Genomic DNA, 18,224 nt, shown 5'->3' on the forward strand with positions numbered 1-18,224 from the left:
TCGGGCCTTGTAGCGTTGCGGTGTGCACTTCAGGGCGAGTGAGATCGCGGCGGCGGTCAACGGGCGGCTGGTCGGCGACGACGTGGAGATCTCCGGCGTCGGCATCGACTCCCGGAGCGTGCAGGCCGGGCAACTGTTCGTGCCGATCGTCGCCGCCCGCGACGGGCACGAATTCGTCCCGTCGGCGCAGGCAGCCGGCGCCGCGGCCTATCTGAGCTCGGAGGGCAGCCTGCCGCATGTCGGGCTGCCCGCGATCACCGTCACCGACACCGCCGCCGCGCTGGCCGACCTCGGCGGCGCGGCCCGCGACCGGCTGCCCGATCGGGTCGTCGGCGTGACCGGATCGGTGGGCAAGACCTCCACCAAGGATCTGCTGGCCGGCGCGCTGGCCACCACATTCCGCACCACCGCCAGTGAGAGGTCGTTCAACAACGAACTGGGCCTTCCGCTCACCCTGGCCAACGCCGCCGCCGACACCGAGGCCGTGGTGGTCGAGATGGGCGCCCGCGGCATCGGCCACATCGACCTGCTGTGCTCCATCGCGCGCCCCACCGTCGGCGTCATCACCCGCGTCGAAGGCGTCCACCTCGAACTGTTCGGCGACATCGACGCGGTCGCGCGCGCCAAGGGTGAACTCGTCGAGTCACTCCCGGTGGACGGCCTCGCCGTGCTCAACGCCGACGACGAGCGAGTCGCGGCGATGGCCGACCGCACCGACGCGGGGGTCCTCACGTTCGGGCTCGGATCGTCGGCAGACGTCCGTGCGTCCGGCGTGGCGCTCGACGACCAGCTCCGGGCTTCTTTCCGGCTCCACTCACCGTGGGGCGACGCCGACATCGCGCTCGGGGCCCGCGGTGAGCATCAGGTGCCCAACGCCTTGGCCGCGATCACCGCTGCGGCCTGGTTCGGCGTGCCCGTCGAGCGGCTGGCCGACGGTCTGCGCGGTGCGAGTCTGTCCGGACTGCGCATGGACCTCACGACCTCCGCCGCCGGCGTGCTCGTCCTCAACGACGCCTACAACGCCAACCCCACCTCGATGGCTGCGGCGCTGCGGTCGCTGGCGACGCTCGACGCAGGCCGTCGGGTCGCGGTACTCGGGACGATGGGTGAACTCGGCGCCGGCTCGGCCGCCGCGCACCAGTCGGTCGCCGAGCAGGCGCGTGAGCTGGGCATCGAGGTGATCGCGGTCGACGCCCCCGACTACGGCGAGTCGGCCCGGCATGTCCCGGACGTCGACAGCGCCGTCGCCGCTTGCGCCGACCTGGCCGCCGGTGACGCGGTGCTGATCAAGGCCAGTCGCGCCGCCGCCCTCGAACGAGTCGCGCACGCGCTGCTCGCCTGACCCGCACGTTCCAAAGACCTCACCTGCCGTCACAGACCGCGGTCGCGCGGAAGGTCGTTCGCCACAGGTGAGGTCCGTGGCCATCGAGCCGGCCGCGTCACGCCGCGGCCTCCGACGACAGCATCCGGCGCAGCCGAGCCAGCCACGGCTCTCGTTGCTCGATGTCTTCCCATCCCCAGTGGATCAGCCGGTTGCCGAGTTCCACGATCGCATCGCTGCGGCCCTTCTCGTAGAGCAGCCGCTGCTGCCCGTCGTCGCCGGTGTACTTCGACTTCCCGTCGCTCTCGCCGACCACGCCGAGTTCCCGCCAATAGAAGTCCACTCGCGCGACCCAGTTGCCCACTGCGTCATACAGATCCACCTGCAACTCCGGTGTCGGCAGTCCGGCGTCGAGCATCTCCATGCGACTTCGGGATTCCAGGACCGACTCGGCCGCTCCGTCCAGTGCGGCGATCACCCGGCGCGCCTGCGCGGCACCCGTCATACCGGCGACGAGATCGAGCTCGTTCGCCAGGTCGTCAACGGTACACAGCTCGGCGTGCAGTGCGGCGTCGCCGACCGCGATCGCCGGAATCCGCGGCGCGGTGCGGGCGATGTCGACGACGACGCGCGCCGGCGCGACCACGGCCACGTCGTCGATCGTCACCGTCGACACGGGACGTCGATCCACCACGACGTGCATCACGCTCGTGGTTCGCGATCGCGACTTCGTGCCGTTCTCGACCATCGTCACCCGGTCGGTGTCCAGGCCCCACACCGGCAGCCCCAGCACCGCGGCCGCCGACGACCCGGCCAGTGCCCGCGGCGATCCGGGACTGCGCCGCGTCCAGGCAAGCGCCAGTTCACGATGCCGTTGTTCGGGCGTCCCGTCGAGCAGGTCGGTCGGTATGAGCACGCCCGAGCCAAGCGCGGTGAGCGTGCCCGCCCGCTGCGCCGCCCGGATCTCGTGATCGGCATAACCCGAAGTGAGGAGTTCGGCGCGGTTGACCGCACCCGTCAGCGATGCGAAACAGTCCATGAACATAGGACGCAGCAGACCCGCCGACGGTTGCATCGACGTGCAGAAACCCCACCTGTCGGGAGAGACCCTCCGCGCTACAGAGGTCCCCGACGACCGGTGAGGTTTCTGCGGTTCGCGATCAGTGCTGCTGGTCGGCGTTGGCGACGATGACGTCGCGCACGTATTGCGCCAGACCCGCGGCCCGCTCGTCGTAGTGCTCGGTGAACCGGGGGTCGGCGAGGTACATCTGCGCCAGGTTCACCTGCATGTCGTGGCTGCAGTCGTAGAACCGGTTGATCGATGCCCGGTGCTCCTCGGCGAGCGCGTTGGCCTCCGGTGAGCCCGGCGCGACGCCGGCAGCCATAGCCTCGGCGAGCCGCGCCTCGAGAGCGTCGGTGTCGGCCTTCACCTCCTGCCAATCACCCTTCGAGTACGCGCCGGTGCGCTGCCGGCTCTGTTGCCACGCATCGGTGTCGCCCCAGCGTTCCTCGGCCTCGGCCGCGTACTCCTCGCCCGGCCAGTCGTCACCGAAGATCTCGGCCTGTTCGGCAGCCGTCAGCTGTATGCCCTTCTTCTTCGCATTCATCATGTCCTCCACAGCGGCGACCATTCGGCGCAAGCGATCGATCCGGTCGGTCAGCAACTCGTGCTGATCACGCAGATGCGCCATCGCATCCACGGTCGGATCGTCGAGCAGGGTCGCGATCTGCTCCAGTGAGAACCCGAGTTGCCGGTAGGTCAGCACCTGATGCAGCCGTTCGACATCCACATCGTCGTAGACTCGATACCCGGCGCCGGTGCGTCCCGACGGCACCACCAGACCGACATGGTCGTAGTGATGCAGCGTGCGGACGCTGATCCCGACGAGCCGGGCGATGGCGCCGACCGTGTACTCGTGCTCCGAATCGCTCACACCCGACACTGTGGTGCCTCACGCTGCGTCAGGGTCAAGGGAGTCGGGGTCACGGCCGGTCAGGGGGCGAAGTCGATCTCGTCGTCGTCGCCGGCGACATCGTCACGTTCACATTCCGCCAGCACGCCATCGTCGTCGGCGGGCCCACAGTCCCAGCCGTCGATCATCTGGTTACGACCGGTCGCGATCAGCGGGCCGTACTGTGCGGCGAGTGCCATGGCCTCGTCGCAGGTGACGTCGCCGTCGGTGATCAGCACCCGCAGGGCACCATCAGGGCCCGACGTCGTGCCACACTCGCGGTCGTCGGTCGGCTGCGCGTCGGTGGGCGCCGCTGCGCTCCGCGGACTCGGGCCGGCCACGACAGGTGCCGACGGGTTCTCGGTGACCGTGGTGGTCGTGGTGTCGGCCGCCTGTTCTTCGGTGCCGCACGCGGACGCGAACGCGCACAGTGCGACAGCGGTCAAACCGACGGAAAGGCGTGCGACGTGGTGCAGCATGACTTCACCGTAACGAACTGCGGGCGGTGATCACCGACGAGCGGCGAGTTTTGCGCGGTCTCGTCGAACTGCGAGAATTCCTCGGTGAGTTCCACCCCGTTGCCGCCTGACCATTCCTTCACCGTCGGGACCTCGCTGCCCGGCTCGATGGGTCGTACCGGCGTGATCGACACCCCGCACGGACGCATCCACACCCCAGCGTTCGTGCCGGTCGGCACCAAGGCGACGGTCAAGACGGTACTGCCCGAGTCGGTCGGCGAACTCGGCGCGCAGGCGGTGCTCGCGAACGCCTATCACCTCTATCTGCAGCCCGGCCCGGACATCATCGACGAGGCGGGTGGGCTCGGCGCATTCATGAACTGGCCCGGCCCCACCTACACCGACAGCGGCGGATTCCAGGTGATGTCGCTGGGCGCCGGGTTCAAGAAGGTGATCTCGATGGATGTCACCGGCGAACAGAACGACGAGATCACCGCCGAGGGGCGGGAACGACTGTCGCTGGTCGACGACGACGGCGTCACCTTCAAATCACACCTCGACGGATCGGCGCACCGGTTCACCCCGGAGGTGTCGATGCAGATCCAGCATCAGCTGGGCGCCGACATCATCTTCGCCTTCGACGAGCTCACCACCTTGATGAACACCCGCCGCTACCAGGAGAACTCACTGGAACGCACCCGCCTGTGGGCGATCCGCTGCCTCGCCGAACACAACCGGCTCTCCCGGGAGCGCACCCACCGCCCGCCGCAGTCGCTGTGGGGGGTCATCCAGGGCGCGCAGTACGAGGATCTGCGCCGTAAGGCCGCTCGCGATCTGGTCACCATGAGCGCGATGGACCAGGCCGACGGGGGACGCGGTTTCGGTGGCTACGGCATCGGCGGGGCGCTGGAGAAGGACAACCTGGGCACCATCGTCGGCTGGGTCAACCGGGAACTGCCCGAGGACACCGCCAAGCACCTGCTCGGCATCAGCGAACCCGACGACATCTTCACCGCCATCGAGAACGGTGCCGACACCTTCGACTGTGTGTCACCCACCCGGGTGGCGCGCAACGGCGCGATCTACTCACTCGACGGTCGCTACAACATCACGAATGCCAAGTACCGCAAAGACTTCCGGTCCCTCGATCCCGAGATCGACAACTACACCAGCCAGTACAGCCGGGCCTACCTGCATCACCTGTTCAAGGCGAAAGAAGGACTGGCCGCCACGCTCGCCACGCTGCACAACGTCTCCTTCATCGTGACCATGGTCGACCGGGCCCGGCAGTCGATCGAGGACGGCACCTACCCGGCGTACCGCGACGAGTTCCTGGCGCGCTACTACGCGGGCGCCCGCAGCTGATCGCGGCGGTGTTTGGCGGGCCGTCGGCGCGGGTAGGCGCGTAGCAAGCCCGGGCGGGCGCCGCGGAGTTCGCCGAGGGCCAGGTCCCCGGGGTTCGGAGCTGTAGCCCCGGGGACCGCACTCGTGGTAGCCACTCGGACGTCCCCGACCACGGACTACGGTGGACTCGGGTGTCCGCCGTCGACGATGGTGCGAAGCCGCTGGCACGGGACCGGAGGAGATGACAGATGAGTGTCCATCAGGCGATCGCCGATCTGGTGCGCACGATGCATGCGATCCCGGAGACCGAGCGGGCCGCCACTGATTCTGTGATCGAGGCCATCACCGTCGGCGCCGTCGACCATGTTCCGGGAACCGACCACGCCGGGGTGCTTCTCGTCGATCCGAAAGCACGTGCGTACGAGACGATCGCCCCGACCGACGAGATCATGGTCCACCTCGATCGCCTGCAGCAGGAGACCGGTCAGGGGCCGTGCGTCGAGGCCGCGTTCGAGCACCATATGGTCCGGGTAGACGACATCGCCACCGATCCGCGGTGGCCGGCGCTGTCGGCGCGCACCCTGGCCGAAACCCCGGCGCGGTCGAGTCTGTCGTTCCAGCTGTTCACCCACCAAGCCGCGCTCGGTGCACTGAACCTGTTCTCCGACAAACCGAACGCGTTCGACGAGGAGTCCGTGGAGGTGGGACTCGTCTACGCCACCCATGCCTCGTTGGCGCTGTACCGGGCGCGTCAGCAGGGCGACTTCCGCAGCGCATTGGCCAGTCGTGATCTGATCGGTCAGGCCAAGGGCATGCTGATGGAGCGGTTCTCGATCGATGCCGTGGCTGCGTTCGAACTGCTCCGACGGCTGTCGCAGGACACCAACACGCCGCTGGTCGACGTGGCCCGACAGGTGACCGAAACCAAGCCGGCCTAGACCTCGCAGGAGCAGGAACTCGACTGCCGTACCATTCGTTGCGCACCTGTGAGGCCGGTGCGAGCACCGTGCCCTCACCGCCCCGAAGTCCAGTGAGAAAGTCCCGATGAGTCGCGCCAAGCGCCCCCGACCGAAACGCAAGAAACCTCGAAGACCCGGCTCCCCGACGATGCCTGACCGTACGACGGCGGTGGCCACATGGTGACCGTCCTCGGCATTCTCGCCGGCATCCTGGTCGTCTTCCTGATCACCGCCCTGACCGGCTATTTCGTGGCGCAGGAGTTCGGCTTCATGGCCGTGGATCGCTCGCGGCTGCAGGCTCGCGCCGAAGCCGGTGACGCCGCCGCGGCGCGCGCGCTGACCGTCACCCGTCGCACCTCGTTCATGCTGTCCGGAGCCCAACTGGGCATCACGGTCACCGGACTGCTCGTCGGCTATGTGGCCGAGCCACTCATCGGCAGCGGCGTCGGCGACCTGCTCGGCGACATCGGTGTGCCGGTGGCGCTCGGGGTCACCATCGGCACCGTCATCGCCATCGGCTTCTCCACAGTGGTGCAGATGGTGTTCGGCGAGCTGTTCCCCAAGAACCTCGCGATCGCGCGACCGGAGCCGGTGGCGCGGTGGCTGGCCCGATCCACCACCGTCTACCTGGCCGTGTTCGGCTGGCTGATCACCCTCTTCGACACCGCATCGAACCTGCTGCTGCGGGCGCTGCGGATCGAGCCGGTCCACGATGTGGAGCATTCGGCCACCCCGCGCGATCTCGAGCACATCGTCGCCGAATCCCGCGACGCCGGTGAACTGCCCGCCGAGCTGTCGGCGATGCTCGATCGGGTCCTCGACTTCCCCACCCGCACCGCCGAGCACGCCATGATCCCGCGCACCCGGGTCGATGTGCTGCGCGCGACGGACCCGGCCGCGACGGTCCTCGAGGCGATGAGCGCCGGACACACCAGATATCCCGTGGTGGACGACCGGGCCGACGTGGCCGGTGTCGTCCACCTGCACGACGTGCTCGTCTGGTCTGACGGCGACACCGCTGACAGCACCACCACGGCCGCCGACCTCGCCAGACCGGCCGTCATCGTGCCGGTCTCGCTGCCTCTGCCGGAGGTGCTCGCCCAGATCGACGACGCCCACGACGAACTGGCGGTGGTCATCGACGAGTACGGCGGATTCGCCGGGGTGGTGACCGTCGAGGACATCGCCGAGGAACTCGTCGGGGAGATCGACGACGAACACGATCCGGATGTCGCACGACCGATCGCCCGCGTCGAGGACGGCTGGCGGATCCGCGGCGACGCACACCTCGACGAGGTGTCCCGAGTGGTCGGCCGCGACCTACCCGAGGGGGACCACGAGACCGTGGCTGGGCTGGTCATCGCCGAATTCGGTGGCCTACCGGCCGTCGGCGACGTCATCGAGGTCGACTTGGCCGGTGACCCCGTGCCGATCGGCGACGACGATCTGCGCCCCGCGATCGCGACCCTGACGGTGCTGTCGGTGGGCCGGCATGTGCCGTCGTCGGTGCTGTTGACCATCCCGACCGTCGATGAGGAGCGTGCGCGATGAGCAATCCGTGGATCGTCGTACTGGTCACCGTCGGATTGATCGCGGCCAGCGCCTTCTTCGTCGCCGTGGAGTTCGCGCTCATCGCCGCCCGACGGCACCGGCTCGAAGATGCCGCCGCCGGCAGTCGGTCGGCGCGCGCCGCGCTGCGCAGCGCCTCGGAGCTATCGGTGCTGTTGGCGGGTTCGCAACTGGGGATCACCGTCTGCACGCTCGCACTCGGCGCCGTCACCAAGCCGGCCGTGCATCATTGGCTCACGCCGTTGTTCGAGACGTGGGGGATGCCGACGTGGTCCGCCGATGTCGCCGGCTTCGTCCTCGCGCTGATCGTGGTGACATTCCTGCACCTCGTTGTCGGTGAGATGGCGCCGAAATCGTGGGCGATCGCGCATCCGGAACGGTCGGCGACGATGCTGGCCCTGCCGATGCGCGCGTTCATGTGGCTCACCCGTCCGCTCATCGTGCGACTGAACGCGCTGGCCAACTGGTGTCTGCACCGGGTGGGGGTCGAGGCGGTCGACGAGGTCGCCGCCGGGCAGGACGCCGACGCCCTGCGTCACCTGGTCGAGCATTCCGCCACCGTCGGCACCCTCGACGAGCGCTATCACGCACATCTGTCCGGAGCGCTGGAACTGCAGCGACTGACCGTCGCAGACGTGCTCACCGACGACGCGGTGAGCGCGGTGGATGCGACCGCGTCGCCGGCGGTGATCCGGGCGATGTCGATGGCGACCGGACATCGGCGGCTTCTCGTGCGGGGCAGCGACTCCGGGGCCCGACCCTACGTGGGCGTCGTCCACGTGCGGGATTGCCTGGCCGCCGGCGCCGACGCCAGTGCAGCCGACCTGATGCGTCCGGTGCCGACCTTTCCGGCTACCGAGCCCGTACATCGGGCGTTGGCCACGATGCGGGAGACCCGACAGCATGTGGCCGTCGTGATGGTCGACGACGAGGTCGCCGGGGTGCTGACCCTGCACGACGTTCTGGATCGACTGTTGGCGACTGCCTGAGACCGGCCTATCGCCACTCGGCCCCGGTCAGAATCCACGGTTCCTTCGGCAGGGTGTCGGGCCGGAACCGTTCGGCGAGCAACGGCAGGTCCACCGACTCGCCGTCGTCGGCGAGCCACAGCGACTGTGCGATGTGCGACAGCACCTGGCCGGCGGTGACACCGTGTTCGGCGAGATCGGTCAGGGTCACCGCGCCGTCGCGCTTGCTGAGCCGAATGCGCTTGTCGTTGAGCACCATCGGCACGTGGGCATAGCCGGGTGGCCGATGCCCGAGCAGGGTGGCGAGGTACGCCTGCCGCGGCGCCGACGAGAGCAGGTCACCGCCGCGCACCACCTGGTCGACGCCTTGGGCGGCGTCGTCGACGACCACCGCGAGGTTGTAGGCGGGGGTGCCGTCGTTGCGTTGGATGACGAAGTCGTCGACCATCGCGGTGTAGGGGCCGTGCAGGATGTCATCGACGGTGAAATGGTCCACCTCGGAGCGGATTCGGATCGCGGGTGGTCGAGTCTTGCGTCGTTCGGCGCGGCCGGCCTCGGTGAGGTCGCGGCAGGTGCCGGGGTAGGCGCCCTGCGGGGCGTGCGGCGCCGACGGCGCCTCCATGATCTCGCGGCGCGTGCAGAAACACTCGAAGGTGCGGCCCTGCTCGTGCAGCCCGTCGATGACCGACCGGTACGACGGCAGCCGGTGTGACTGGTAGATCACCGGCGGGTCCCAGTCCAGACCCAGCGCCGCCAGATCGGTGAGTTGCTGACGGTCGGAGCCCACTGCGGTGCGGTCGAGGTCCTCCATCCGGATGAAGAAGGCCCGGTCGGTGGTGCGGGCGAACAACCATGCCAGCACCGCGGTGCGGAGATTGCCGACGTGCAGGTCACCCGACGGGGACGGCGCATACCGTCCCGCCGGCATCGCGCTTGCACCCAGGTCCATCGCGATCACCCTACCGACCGGGCCGCATCCTCGGCCCCATCACCTCGATCACCCCGCCCGTATCCGGCCGGCCCGTACCATGTGACCCGTGGACCTCCCGGTAATGCCGCCGATCGCGCCAATGCTCGCCAAAGCCGTCACGACGGTCCCCGACCAGCCTGGTGGCGATCTGGTGTGGTCCTACGAACCCAAGTGGGATGGCTTTCGGGCGTTGATCTTTCGGGACGGTCACGAGGTGGCGATCGGTTCGCGCGGCGGCAAAGATCTGGCCCGCTACTTCCCTGAACTGGTCGCCGCCGCCAAGGCCGAACTGCCGGAGAAGGCGGTCGTGGACGGGGAGATCGGGGTCCCGGCGCTGATCGGCGACACGCACCGACTGGACTGGGACTCGCTGGCCCAGCGCATCCACCCGGCCGAGTCCCGGGTCACCATGCTCGCGGCGAAGACACCGGCGATCTTCATCGGGTTCGACGCGCTGGCGCTGGGGCGCGCCGACGTGATGGGCGAGCCGTTCGCAGTCCGGCGGGAGGCCCTGCTGCGGGCCATCGATCCGTCCGGTGGCGCCGACCGCCGACTACGGGTCAGTCGGGTGACCGACGATGCGGCCGTCGCCACCGACTGGTTCACCGCCTTCGAGGGCGCCGGGCTCGACGGCGTCGTCGCCAAACGGCTCGCCGGCGCCTACGTCGAGAACAAACGGGAGATGGTGAAGGTCAAACACAAGCGCACCGCCGACTGCGTCGTGTTCGGCTACCGCGTGCACAAGAGCGGCACCGGCCTCGGCTCCATGCTGCTCGGGCTCTACGCCGACGGCGAGCTACGGATGGTCGGCGGTGCCGGCGCCTTCTCCGACGCCAAACGCATCGAGCTGCAGCAGATGTTCGAGCCGATGCGCCTGGATCCCGACAAACCATCCGCGGGGGAACCGACCCGCTGGCGCTCGGAGAAGTCCGGCGAGTGGATTCCCATCCGGCCCGAGCTGGTGGTGGAGGTGGCCTACGACCAGATGGAAAACCACCGGTTCCGGCACACCGTGAAGTTCCTGCGCTGGCGACCGGACCGCGATCCGGAGAGCTGCACCTACGAGCAGCTCGAGGTGCCACTCACCTACGACCTGCACGACGTCCTGGAAGGAACGTCCTGACATGCCTTCTCGTTCTCCCGCGGAGGAACTCGACGTCGACGGTGTCGCCGTCCGGCTGAGCAACCCGGACAAGATCTACTTTCCGGAACTCGGCGAGAACGGTGGCCGCAAACGCGATCTCGTCGGGTACTACCGCGACATCGCCCTGCAGGGCGCCATCATGACCGCCCTGCGCAACCGGCCGACGTTCCTGCAACGTTTCCCCGACGGGGTCGACGGCGACGAGATCTACCAGAAACACATCGCCAAGAAGCGGCCCGAGCACGTGCAGTCGACGCGAATCGTGTTCCCCTCCGGCCGCACCGGCGACGCGATCAAACCGACCATCCCCGCCGACATCGTGTGGGGCGCCAACCTCGGCACCGTCACCTTCCACAGTTGGCCCACCGTCGACCCCGACAACGACCACCCCGATCAGCTCCGCATCGACCTCGACCCGCAGCCGGGCACCGACTTCGACGACGTGCGACGCGTCGCCATCGACGGGCTGAAACCACTGCTGGAGGAGTTGGGTTACACGGGTTTTCCGAAGACCTCCGGCGGTCGTGGCATCCACGTGTTCGTCCCCATCGAACCGAAATGGGACTTCATCGCCACCCGGCGTGCGGTGATCGCGCTGGCCCGTGAACTGGAACGACGCGACCCCGACGCGGTGACCACCTCGTGGTGGAAAGAGGAACGCGGCGAACGGATCTTCATCGACTTCAACCAGAATGCGCGCGACCGTACGATGGCCTCGCCGTATTCGGCGCGACGCAGCCCCAACGCGCGCGTGTCCACGCCGGTGACGTGGGACGAACTGGCCGAAGTTGACCCCGACGACTGCACCATCGCGACCGTGCCCGATCTGGTGGCTCGACGCGGAGATCCGATGGCCGACATCGCCGAGCGCCGCCGGGGCATCGAACCGCTGCTGGAGATGGTGCAGCGCGACGACGCCAACGGGCTCGGCGACATGCCGTATCCGCCCAGCTACCCCAAGATGCCCGGCGAACCGCCGCGGGTGCAGCCCAGCAAGAAGGTCGCCGCGCACTGGGACGAGAAGGGTAACCGCGTCGAAGAGTAACGCCGGTCCGGCGACCAGTCAGGTGACGTGCGACCCGGTGCCCGCCAGCGTCTCGGCCCGATCCCGGATACCGTGCAGCATCTTGTGTTCCATGATCAGTGAGCCCGGTTCCATCGGGAGCATCCCGATCCGGTCGATCAGCCGGGGCAGGCGGAAACGGTTGCGGCTGATCAGCCGGGTCGTGCCGTCGTGGCGGTCGATCAGGGTGAACGCCCATACCCAGTTGCCGTCGGCCGAGCGCGTCGCGAATGCGTGATTCTGTTCCGCGATCTCCACCCGCATCTTGTTGGGACCCAGACCGATCTCGTCGCCGATCTGTGGGTGCTGGAATTCGTCGAGTACCACGTCGGTGCTGTGCATGTGCAGGCCGAGGAGATTCTCGATCCAGTCGTAGGTGTAGGCCCCGCCGCGCGGGGTCGGGCCCATCTGTGCCAGCCACGGATACACGTACTCGGGGCGGGCCAGGATGGTGATGGCGCGGGTCGACACGCCGTCGGGGTCGGGCAACAACTCGTCGCCCGGCAACGTGGCGGCGACCTCGTCGTCGGTGGCGCCCCAGTTCAGAATCGGCTGCCGGAGGTTGCGTTGGTAGCCCACCGCGGCGGCGGCAGCCACAGCGCCCGCGGCGAGGATCCATCCGGTGTTCATGACCCCAGCATGCGCCGCTGCGCTGCGGATGTCGTGGGCCAAAGGGCACCAATTCGCCGGTGTCATCGCGACGTGTTCTGGGTAACCCGGTGATGGGTCCGGACCCGAGATCGCCCAGTCGTGTCGGAGGAGCACATCATGCCCGAAAACGTCGCCCGCAAACTCATCGCCGCACATCTGGAGGCCGGTGAGATGACACCCGGTGAGGAGATCGCGATCCGCATCGACCAGACGCTGACCCAGGACGCGACCGGCACGCTGGTGATGCAGGAACTCGAGGCGCTCGGACTCGATCGCGCCCGCACCGAGGTCAGCGTCCAGTACGTCGATCACAACCTGCTGCAGACCGACGAGAAGAACGCCGAGGACCACGAGTACCTGCGAACCGCGTGCGCCCGTTTCGGGCTGTGGTTCTCCAAACCCGGCAACGGTGTCTCCCATCCCACCCACATGCAGCGATTCGGGATACCCGGCAAGACGATGGTCGGGTCCGACTCGCACACCCCGGCGGCCGGGTCGCTGGGGATGCTCGCGATCGGCGTGGGTGGGCTGGAGGTGGCCCTCGCGATCGCCGGCCGCCCGCTCAACATCCGAATGCCGGAGATCTGGGGTGTCCGCCTGGAAGGCGAACTGCCCGAATGGTGTTCGGCCAAAGACGTCATCCTGGAGATGTTGCGCCGCCACGACGTCAAGGGTGGGGTGAATCGGATCATCGAGTATCACGGTCCCGGGCTCGACGGACTCACCGCGATGGACCGCCACGTGATCGCCAACATGGGCGCCGAACTGGGTGCCACCACCACGGTGTTCCCGAGTGACGGCGCGGTGCAGCAGTTCCTGGCAGCCGAAGGACGCGAAGACGACTGGACCGAACTCGTCGCCGATCCCGGTGCGAGTTACGACGTCGAGGAGAGCATCGACCTCGGTGAGATCCAACCGCTGATCGCCAAGCCGTCGTCGCCGGGCAATGTAGTGCCGGTACGCGAGGTCGCCGGTGCGGAGATCTCGCAGGTCGTCATCGGGTCGAGCGCCAATCCCGGGCTGCGGGACTTCGCCATCGCCGCCGCGATGGTGGCGGGCCGTCAGAGCGCCGCCGAGGTGAGCTTCGACATCAACCCGACGTCCCGAGAGATCCTCACCGATCTCACGAAGATGGGCGCCACATCCGAGCTCGTCATCAGTGGGGCGCGTATCCATCAGGCCGGATGTATGGGCTGCATCGGGATGGGTCAGGCGCCCGCGACCGGGCGGAACTCGTTGCGCACGATGCCACGCAACTTCCCGGGACGCTCGGGCACCAAGGAGGACGCGGTGTGGCTGTGCTCGCCGGAGACGGCGGCCGCATCGGCGCTGACCGGGCAGATCACCGATCCGCGGGACTGGGCCGCCGACGTCGGCATGGCGTATCCGGCACTCGATCTGCCGAAACAGCATGCGATCAACACGGCGATGCTCGTCGAACCGCCGCCACCCGCCGAGGCGGCGGCGATCGAACCGGTGAAGGGTCCTAACATCTCCAGCCTGCCGGAGCTCGACCCGTTGCCCGACGAGATCGAGATACCGGTGCTGCTGAAGGTCGGCGACAACATCTCCACCGACGAGATCTCTCCGGCCGGTGCCCGGGCGCTGCCGTTGCGCTCCAACATCCCCAAGCTTGCCGAGTTCAGCTTCACCCAGGTCGACGAGACCTACCCGGACCGTGCCCGCGCCGCCGACGGCGGACACATCATCGTCGGCGGCGACAACTACGGGCAGGGATCGTCGCGGGAACATGCGGCCATCGCACCGCGGCATCTCGGGCTGCGTGTGGCGATCGCGAAGTCGTTCGCCCGCATCCACTGGCAGAACCTCGCCAACTTCGGCGTCCTCGCGCTGGAGTTCGCCGACCCCGCCGACTACGACGGCATCGACCGGGACGACGTGCTGCGGCTGGAGAACCTGCGCGACACCATCGGCTCGACAGACACCCTCACCGTCGCCAATGTGACGAAAGACGAAACGTTCAGGGTGCGCCATCGCCTCTCGCCCCGACAGGTCGCCGATGTGCTCGCGGGCGGTCTGATCTCGCGGCTGGCCGCGGAGGAACACTCCGACGAGCACCGTGCCGAGGAAACCGTGCTGCAGGACAGCGGCGAGATCAGCTGAGCAGCCTCAGGGGATCAGCGCGATCTTGCCGCCCGGATGGCCGCCTGCGACCACCTCGAGTGCGGTCCGGGCATCGGCGAGCGGATAGGTACGCGCCATGGGCACCATCAGGTCGCCGTCGCCGGCCAGTGCGATCAGTTCGGGTCGCACCGCGTTGCGGAACGCCAGACTCTCCGGCTGGGCGCCGCCCAGGGCGATGAATCCGGCGGTGCGGGCGCGTTGTGGTGCCGCGATGGTGATCACTCGTGACCTGTCGGCGACGAGCTCGAGCGAGGAGTCGACGGCCTCGTCGGTGCCCGCAGCGTCCAAGGCCGCGACCACGGGCTCCTCGCTGATCGCGAGCACCCTGTCGGTCAGCCCCTCGCCATGGCGGACCGGTATCCCGCCGAACGCGCGGACCCGCTCAGCACTGTCCGGGCCACCAACCGTCCCGATCACCGTGACTCCGCGGAGTCGGGCGAATTGGAGGACGGCGACGCCGACGGCGCCCGACGCCGCATGCAGCAGGACGGTGTCGTCGCGCTCGATGCGTGCGGCGCGAAGCATGTCTGCGGCGGTGCACCCGGCGAGCAACAGGTTGGCGGCCTCCGGGAAGTCGAGAGACTCCGGTTTGGCGAACACCGTCGACGCGGGCACGGTCAGCGCAGTGGCGTACCCGCCGCGCACCCGGAATGCGAGCACATCGTCGCCGACCGCCCCACCACCGGAGGCGATCTCGGTGTCCGAGCCGATGGCGGCGATCGTGCCGGCGACCTCGTAGCCGATCGGCAGCGGCAGATCCGCCGGGTCACCACCGCGCTGAGCATGTTTGAGGTCGGCCGGATTCACCCCGGCCGCCCGGACCTCGATCGTGACCTCCCCGGGCTGCGGCGGCGACAGTTCGTCGGCGACGAACTCGAAGTCGTCGAGTCCGCCGAAGCCGGTGGCGACCCAGCGGTGTGTGCGCATCCCGCCAGGTTAGCGCCAGGTCAGCCCTCGGTTCTGGCCGCACCTGTGGGTTCCGGCTTGCGGCCGAAACTGCGGCCAGAACCCGTAGCTGCGGCCAGAACCGAGTACCAACCTGGCGGGTGTCGCGTCACATGGCCAGTTGGTCGGGCTGCACCCAGCCGTCGGCCATGAACTGCAACAGCAGCTGCGCCTTGTTGCCCACCGGTCGGCCGGCCTCGCTGTAGCGCTGCGAGACCCGGCGGTAGTGGGCGCGCACCGTGCTCTCGGCGACATAGTGGGTGTGCGACGTCTCGCGCAGCGTCGCGCCCAGTGCGTAGGTGGTGAGGATCTCCCGCTCGCGGTCGGTCACGCACACCCGGCTGCGAAGCTGTGGCCGGCGCCGTGCGGTCTGCTCCAGCAGCGTCTCGAGCTGCCGCGCCGCCAGCGGGGAGTCCGCGATGGCGATCCCCGGGGCATCGCGGATGTCGATCCCGATGGCCGCGATCAGACAGTTGTGCATGCCGCGTCGCGCGCGGAATCGGGCGAGTTTGTCGGCCGACCGGATGATGGCGATCGTCGGCGGCATCGGGGTGGCGTTGACGTCGAGGTCGATGACGACGGTGTGGTAGCCGAGACTTTCCACGAGCGCGACGAGGGCGGCGTCGGTGAGGTCGCGCTCGGCGACGACTGCCACGGTGGCCGGGCTGGGCAGTGAGTACAGCGGGACCCGGAGTTCCTGGTCGATCTGACTGGTCATGTGTTCCCCTGTGCTGGAGATGGATCAGATGAAATCCAGCCTCACGTACCGCACCGACAAGATCAGCAGTTGTTGTGACCCATTGCGATCAGTTTCTGTTCGTTTGTCACCCGAACGGTTGATTTCGATGTCAGATCGCGCATGACCGGCGGATCTGGAGGCAAGATTACGCATGTGGGAAGTCGGATTCGTATCCTCATCGCCTCGCCCCTGGGGCATGTCGTCGCCATGCCGTTGGAATCGTCGTTCGATGACGTGACGGTGGAGGTGGCCGTCGACCAGGACGAGTTCGTGCGTGGTATCGCCGGGCGGGTTCGGTTCGACGTGGTGGCCGCCGACCTCATCTGGAATCGGCCGACGATGGAGTGGACCTTCGATGGGCTGGACGCCATCGACGCCCTTCGTCAGGCCGACCGGCTGGCGCCGGTGCTACTGGCGACCCAAGGCCACAGCATGGAACGTGATCACCTCGAGGAGGCCCGCCTGCGGCCTGAGGTGTCGGGGGTGATCGCCAAGTCCGACGGGTTGATGCCGTTGATGAACGCGATCCGGACCGTCGCACTCGGTCAGCGATTGTCGGTGGGGGAGTCGACCGGTCGCCGCGTCGCCCCGCTGTACGAGCTGTTCGTCGGGCGCCGTGGTCATACGGCGGGCAGACTCGCGGGCGCCATCGCGTCGGGCAACGCCACCGACACCGCGAGCCTCGCGGTCGCGGCCAAGGTGTCACCCAACACCGCGAACAAGCTCACCAGTCACTACCTCGGCCCGATCATCACCCAGCGCGGCGAACACGACGAGCGCCTGCCGATGTCGCAGGCGGCGGTGTACCGGTGGTGCGGACTACATGCTCGCTACATCGTGAGCTGGTGTCGCCGGCACGGGCATTCGGACGTGCTGGGAACGCTGCCGAGCTGATCAGCGGGCGGCGTCATCGCGTGCGGCGGGTCCATCGCCGATGGTCACCCCCTGCAGCGTCCACCAGAACACCAGTCCGGTCGCGATCGATCCGGCCGCGGAACCGACGAGCGCGCCGAGGAAGTACCGGTACTCCGCCGAAGCGTCGATCGGTCCGGCGAGCCAGGTGAGGACCCAGAGCGCGAGGCCGCCGACGAGGGCGACCACGAACAGCACCGACCAGAACGCGACGACGGCGCGGTGACCGATCGGACGCCCGGGTGGTTCGGCGACGGTGATGCGCAGGTATCCCATCCGCACGCCGATCACACACACGAGGCAGGCGATGACGAGGGCCACCGCATCGGCGGCGAGGGTGTCGGAGAAGCGGTGCCACTTCGCGGTGATGGTGTAGGCGCCGACGCCGATGGCCCACGGCATCACCACCAGCGCGACGAGCGCGCGCAGGCGGAACGGCGTGACCAGCAGCACGCCGAAGAGGATGGTCATCGCCGCGGTGGTGTGGCCGCTCGGCAGGCTGTTCTGTAGGTACTGCGGGTAGGCGTCGATCAGTTCGGGCCGCGCCAGAACAAAGCTCTTGAGGACCTGTGTGACGACCTGACCGGCGACGATGATGACAAGTGCGGCGAGCCCGACCCACGACCGGCGTCGGATCACGGCGAACACGAGCAGCGCCAGCATCGCGATCACCATCGAGGTGATGGTGATGGTGCCCAGTACCGAATCGGCCTGCACCGTCATCGCCCGGCCCGCCTGGTCGGCGCCGCGCAGTGCGGCGTTCTCGATCGTCTGACCGGTGATCGTGCGCACGGCGAGGACGTAGGTCGCCACACCGATCGCGATGGCGAGCACGCCGACCACGATCCAGCGAACCACCGTGCGCGGTGGCCGTGCCGGGGCCGCGTCTGAGGCGGTGGCGATTCCCCCCGCCGAGTCCCCCGCCGAGTCGTCTTTCGCGTCGTCCGTCGAGCCGTCCAGCAAGTCCGTGCCTCCCAGGGTCCGGATTTCAGTTTCGCACGGGACGGCGACGACAAACGTCCCCGTCAGCGTGATCCGGGGGATAGATATGTATCCCCTCGGACCCCGCTGACGGGGACGATCT

The 18,224-nt window shown here is 68.3% G+C and carries 17 protein-coding genes; 9 read left to right on the forward strand and 8 right to left on the reverse strand.

Annotated elements, in window-relative coordinates; translation table 11 throughout:
- The first annotated feature begins 22 nt into the window (after positions 1–22).
- Entirely contained in the window at positions 23–1,342 is a 1,320-nt protein-coding gene (locus NWF22_RS11430) for a UDP-N-acetylmuramoyl-tripeptide--D-alanyl-D-alanine ligase (RefSeq protein ID WP_160901815.1), read from the forward strand.
- 97 nt (positions 1,343–1,439) lie between these two features.
- On the opposite strand, the gene NWF22_RS11435 is transcribed toward NWF22_RS11430, so the two are convergent.
- From NWF22_RS11435 to NWF22_RS11445, 3 genes are all read right to left on the reverse strand, one after another.
- Entirely contained in the window at positions 1,440–2,360 is a 921-nt protein-coding gene (locus tag NWF22_RS11435; protein ID WP_160901816.1) for a hypothetical protein, read from the reverse strand.
- 121 nt (positions 2,361–2,481) lie between these two features.
- On the reverse strand, positions 2,482–3,255 hold the full coding sequence (locus NWF22_RS11440; protein ID WP_373691995.1) for a MerR family transcriptional regulator: 774 nt from the start codon (positions 3,253–3,255) through the stop codon (positions 2,482–2,484).
- 59 nt (positions 3,256–3,314) lie between these two features.
- Complete coding sequence (locus tag NWF22_RS11445; protein WP_160901818.1) at positions 3,315–3,752, reverse strand: hypothetical protein; 438 nt, start codon at positions 3,750–3,752, stop codon at positions 3,315–3,317.
- Between the two features lie 147 nt (positions 3,753–3,899).
- Between NWF22_RS11445 and tgt the strand changes: the two genes are divergently transcribed.
- The 4 genes from tgt to NWF22_RS11465 all read left to right on the forward strand — a co-directional run bounded on the left by tgt (position 3,900) and on the right by NWF22_RS11465 (position 8,592).
- On the forward strand, positions 3,900–5,096 hold the full coding sequence (gene tgt, locus NWF22_RS11450; RefSeq protein ID WP_233751094.1) for a tRNA guanosine(34) transglycosylase Tgt: 1,197 nt from the start codon (positions 3,900–3,902) through the stop codon (positions 5,094–5,096).
- 227 nt (positions 5,097–5,323) lie between these two features.
- Positions 5,324–6,013, forward strand: coding sequence for a GAF and ANTAR domain-containing protein (locus NWF22_RS11455; RefSeq protein ID WP_160901820.1), 690 nt, complete (start codon positions 5,324–5,326; stop codon positions 6,011–6,013).
- Positions 6,014–6,211: 198 nt separating this feature from the next.
- Complete coding sequence (locus NWF22_RS11460; protein WP_160901821.1) at positions 6,212–7,585, forward strand: hemolysin family protein; 1,374 nt, start codon at positions 6,212–6,214, stop codon at positions 7,583–7,585.
- Entirely contained in the window at positions 7,582–8,592 is a 1,011-nt protein-coding gene (locus tag NWF22_RS11465; RefSeq protein ID WP_160901822.1) for a hemolysin family protein, read from the forward strand. Before NWF22_RS11460 ends, NWF22_RS11465 begins: the two co-directional genes overlap by 4 nt.
- Before the next feature lie 7 nt (positions 8,593–8,599).
- On the opposite strand, the gene gluQRS is transcribed toward NWF22_RS11465, so the two are convergent.
- Positions 8,600–9,520, reverse strand: coding sequence for a tRNA glutamyl-Q(34) synthetase GluQRS (gene gluQRS / locus NWF22_RS11470; RefSeq protein WP_202398457.1), 921 nt, complete (start codon positions 9,518–9,520; stop codon positions 8,600–8,602).
- Between the two features lie 88 nt (positions 9,521–9,608).
- Between gluQRS and NWF22_RS11475 the strand changes: the two genes are divergently transcribed.
- Positions 9,609–10,664, forward strand: coding sequence for an ATP-dependent DNA ligase (locus tag NWF22_RS11475; RefSeq protein WP_160901823.1), 1,056 nt, complete (start codon positions 9,609–9,611; stop codon positions 10,662–10,664).
- 1 nt (position 10,665) lies between these two features.
- Positions 10,666–11,730, forward strand: a complete 1,065-nt coding sequence (locus NWF22_RS11480) for a DNA polymerase domain-containing protein (RefSeq protein WP_160901824.1) — start codon at positions 10,666–10,668, stop codon at positions 11,728–11,730.
- An 18-nt stretch (positions 11,731–11,748) separates the two neighbouring features.
- Here NWF22_RS11480 and NWF22_RS11485 read toward each other — a convergent pair whose 3' ends face one another.
- Entirely contained in the window at positions 11,749–12,378 is a 630-nt protein-coding gene (locus NWF22_RS11485) for an SRPBCC family protein (protein WP_160901825.1), read from the reverse strand.
- Positions 12,379–12,516: 138 nt separating this feature from the next.
- On the opposite strand from NWF22_RS11485, the gene NWF22_RS11490 reads away from it, so the two are divergent.
- Complete coding sequence (locus tag NWF22_RS11490; protein ID WP_160901826.1) at positions 12,517–14,523, forward strand: aconitate hydratase; 2,007 nt, start codon at positions 12,517–12,519, stop codon at positions 14,521–14,523.
- A gap of 6 nt (positions 14,524–14,529) precedes the next feature.
- Here NWF22_RS11490 and NWF22_RS11495 read toward each other — a convergent pair whose 3' ends face one another.
- Entirely contained in the window at positions 14,530–15,471 is a 942-nt protein-coding gene (locus tag NWF22_RS11495) for a quinone oxidoreductase family protein (protein WP_160901827.1), read from the reverse strand.
- 127 nt (positions 15,472–15,598) lie between these two features.
- Positions 15,599–16,207 (reverse strand): helix-turn-helix transcriptional regulator, encoded by a 609-nt coding sequence (locus NWF22_RS11500; protein WP_160901828.1) that lies wholly within the window; start codon positions 16,205–16,207, stop codon positions 15,599–15,601.
- Between the two features lie 141 nt (positions 16,208–16,348).
- On the opposite strand from NWF22_RS11500, the gene NWF22_RS11505 reads away from it, so the two are divergent.
- Entirely contained in the window at positions 16,349–17,122 is a 774-nt protein-coding gene (locus NWF22_RS11505) for an MSMEG_1198 family transcriptional regulator (RefSeq protein ID WP_160901829.1), read from the forward strand.
- Here NWF22_RS11505 and NWF22_RS11510 read toward each other — a convergent pair whose 3' ends face one another.
- Positions 17,123–18,103 carry a phosphatase PAP2 family protein gene (locus tag NWF22_RS11510; protein WP_160901830.1) on the reverse strand — a complete coding sequence of 327 codons (981 nt, stop codon included), beginning with the start codon at positions 18,101–18,103 and terminating at the stop codon, positions 17,123–17,125.
- Positions 18,104–18,224: the final 121 nt, after the last annotated feature.

This window comes from Gordonia mangrovi (assembly GCF_024734075.1).
In the GTDB taxonomy this organism is placed as follows: domain Bacteria; phylum Actinomycetota; class Actinomycetes; order Mycobacteriales; family Mycobacteriaceae; genus Gordonia; species Gordonia mangrovi.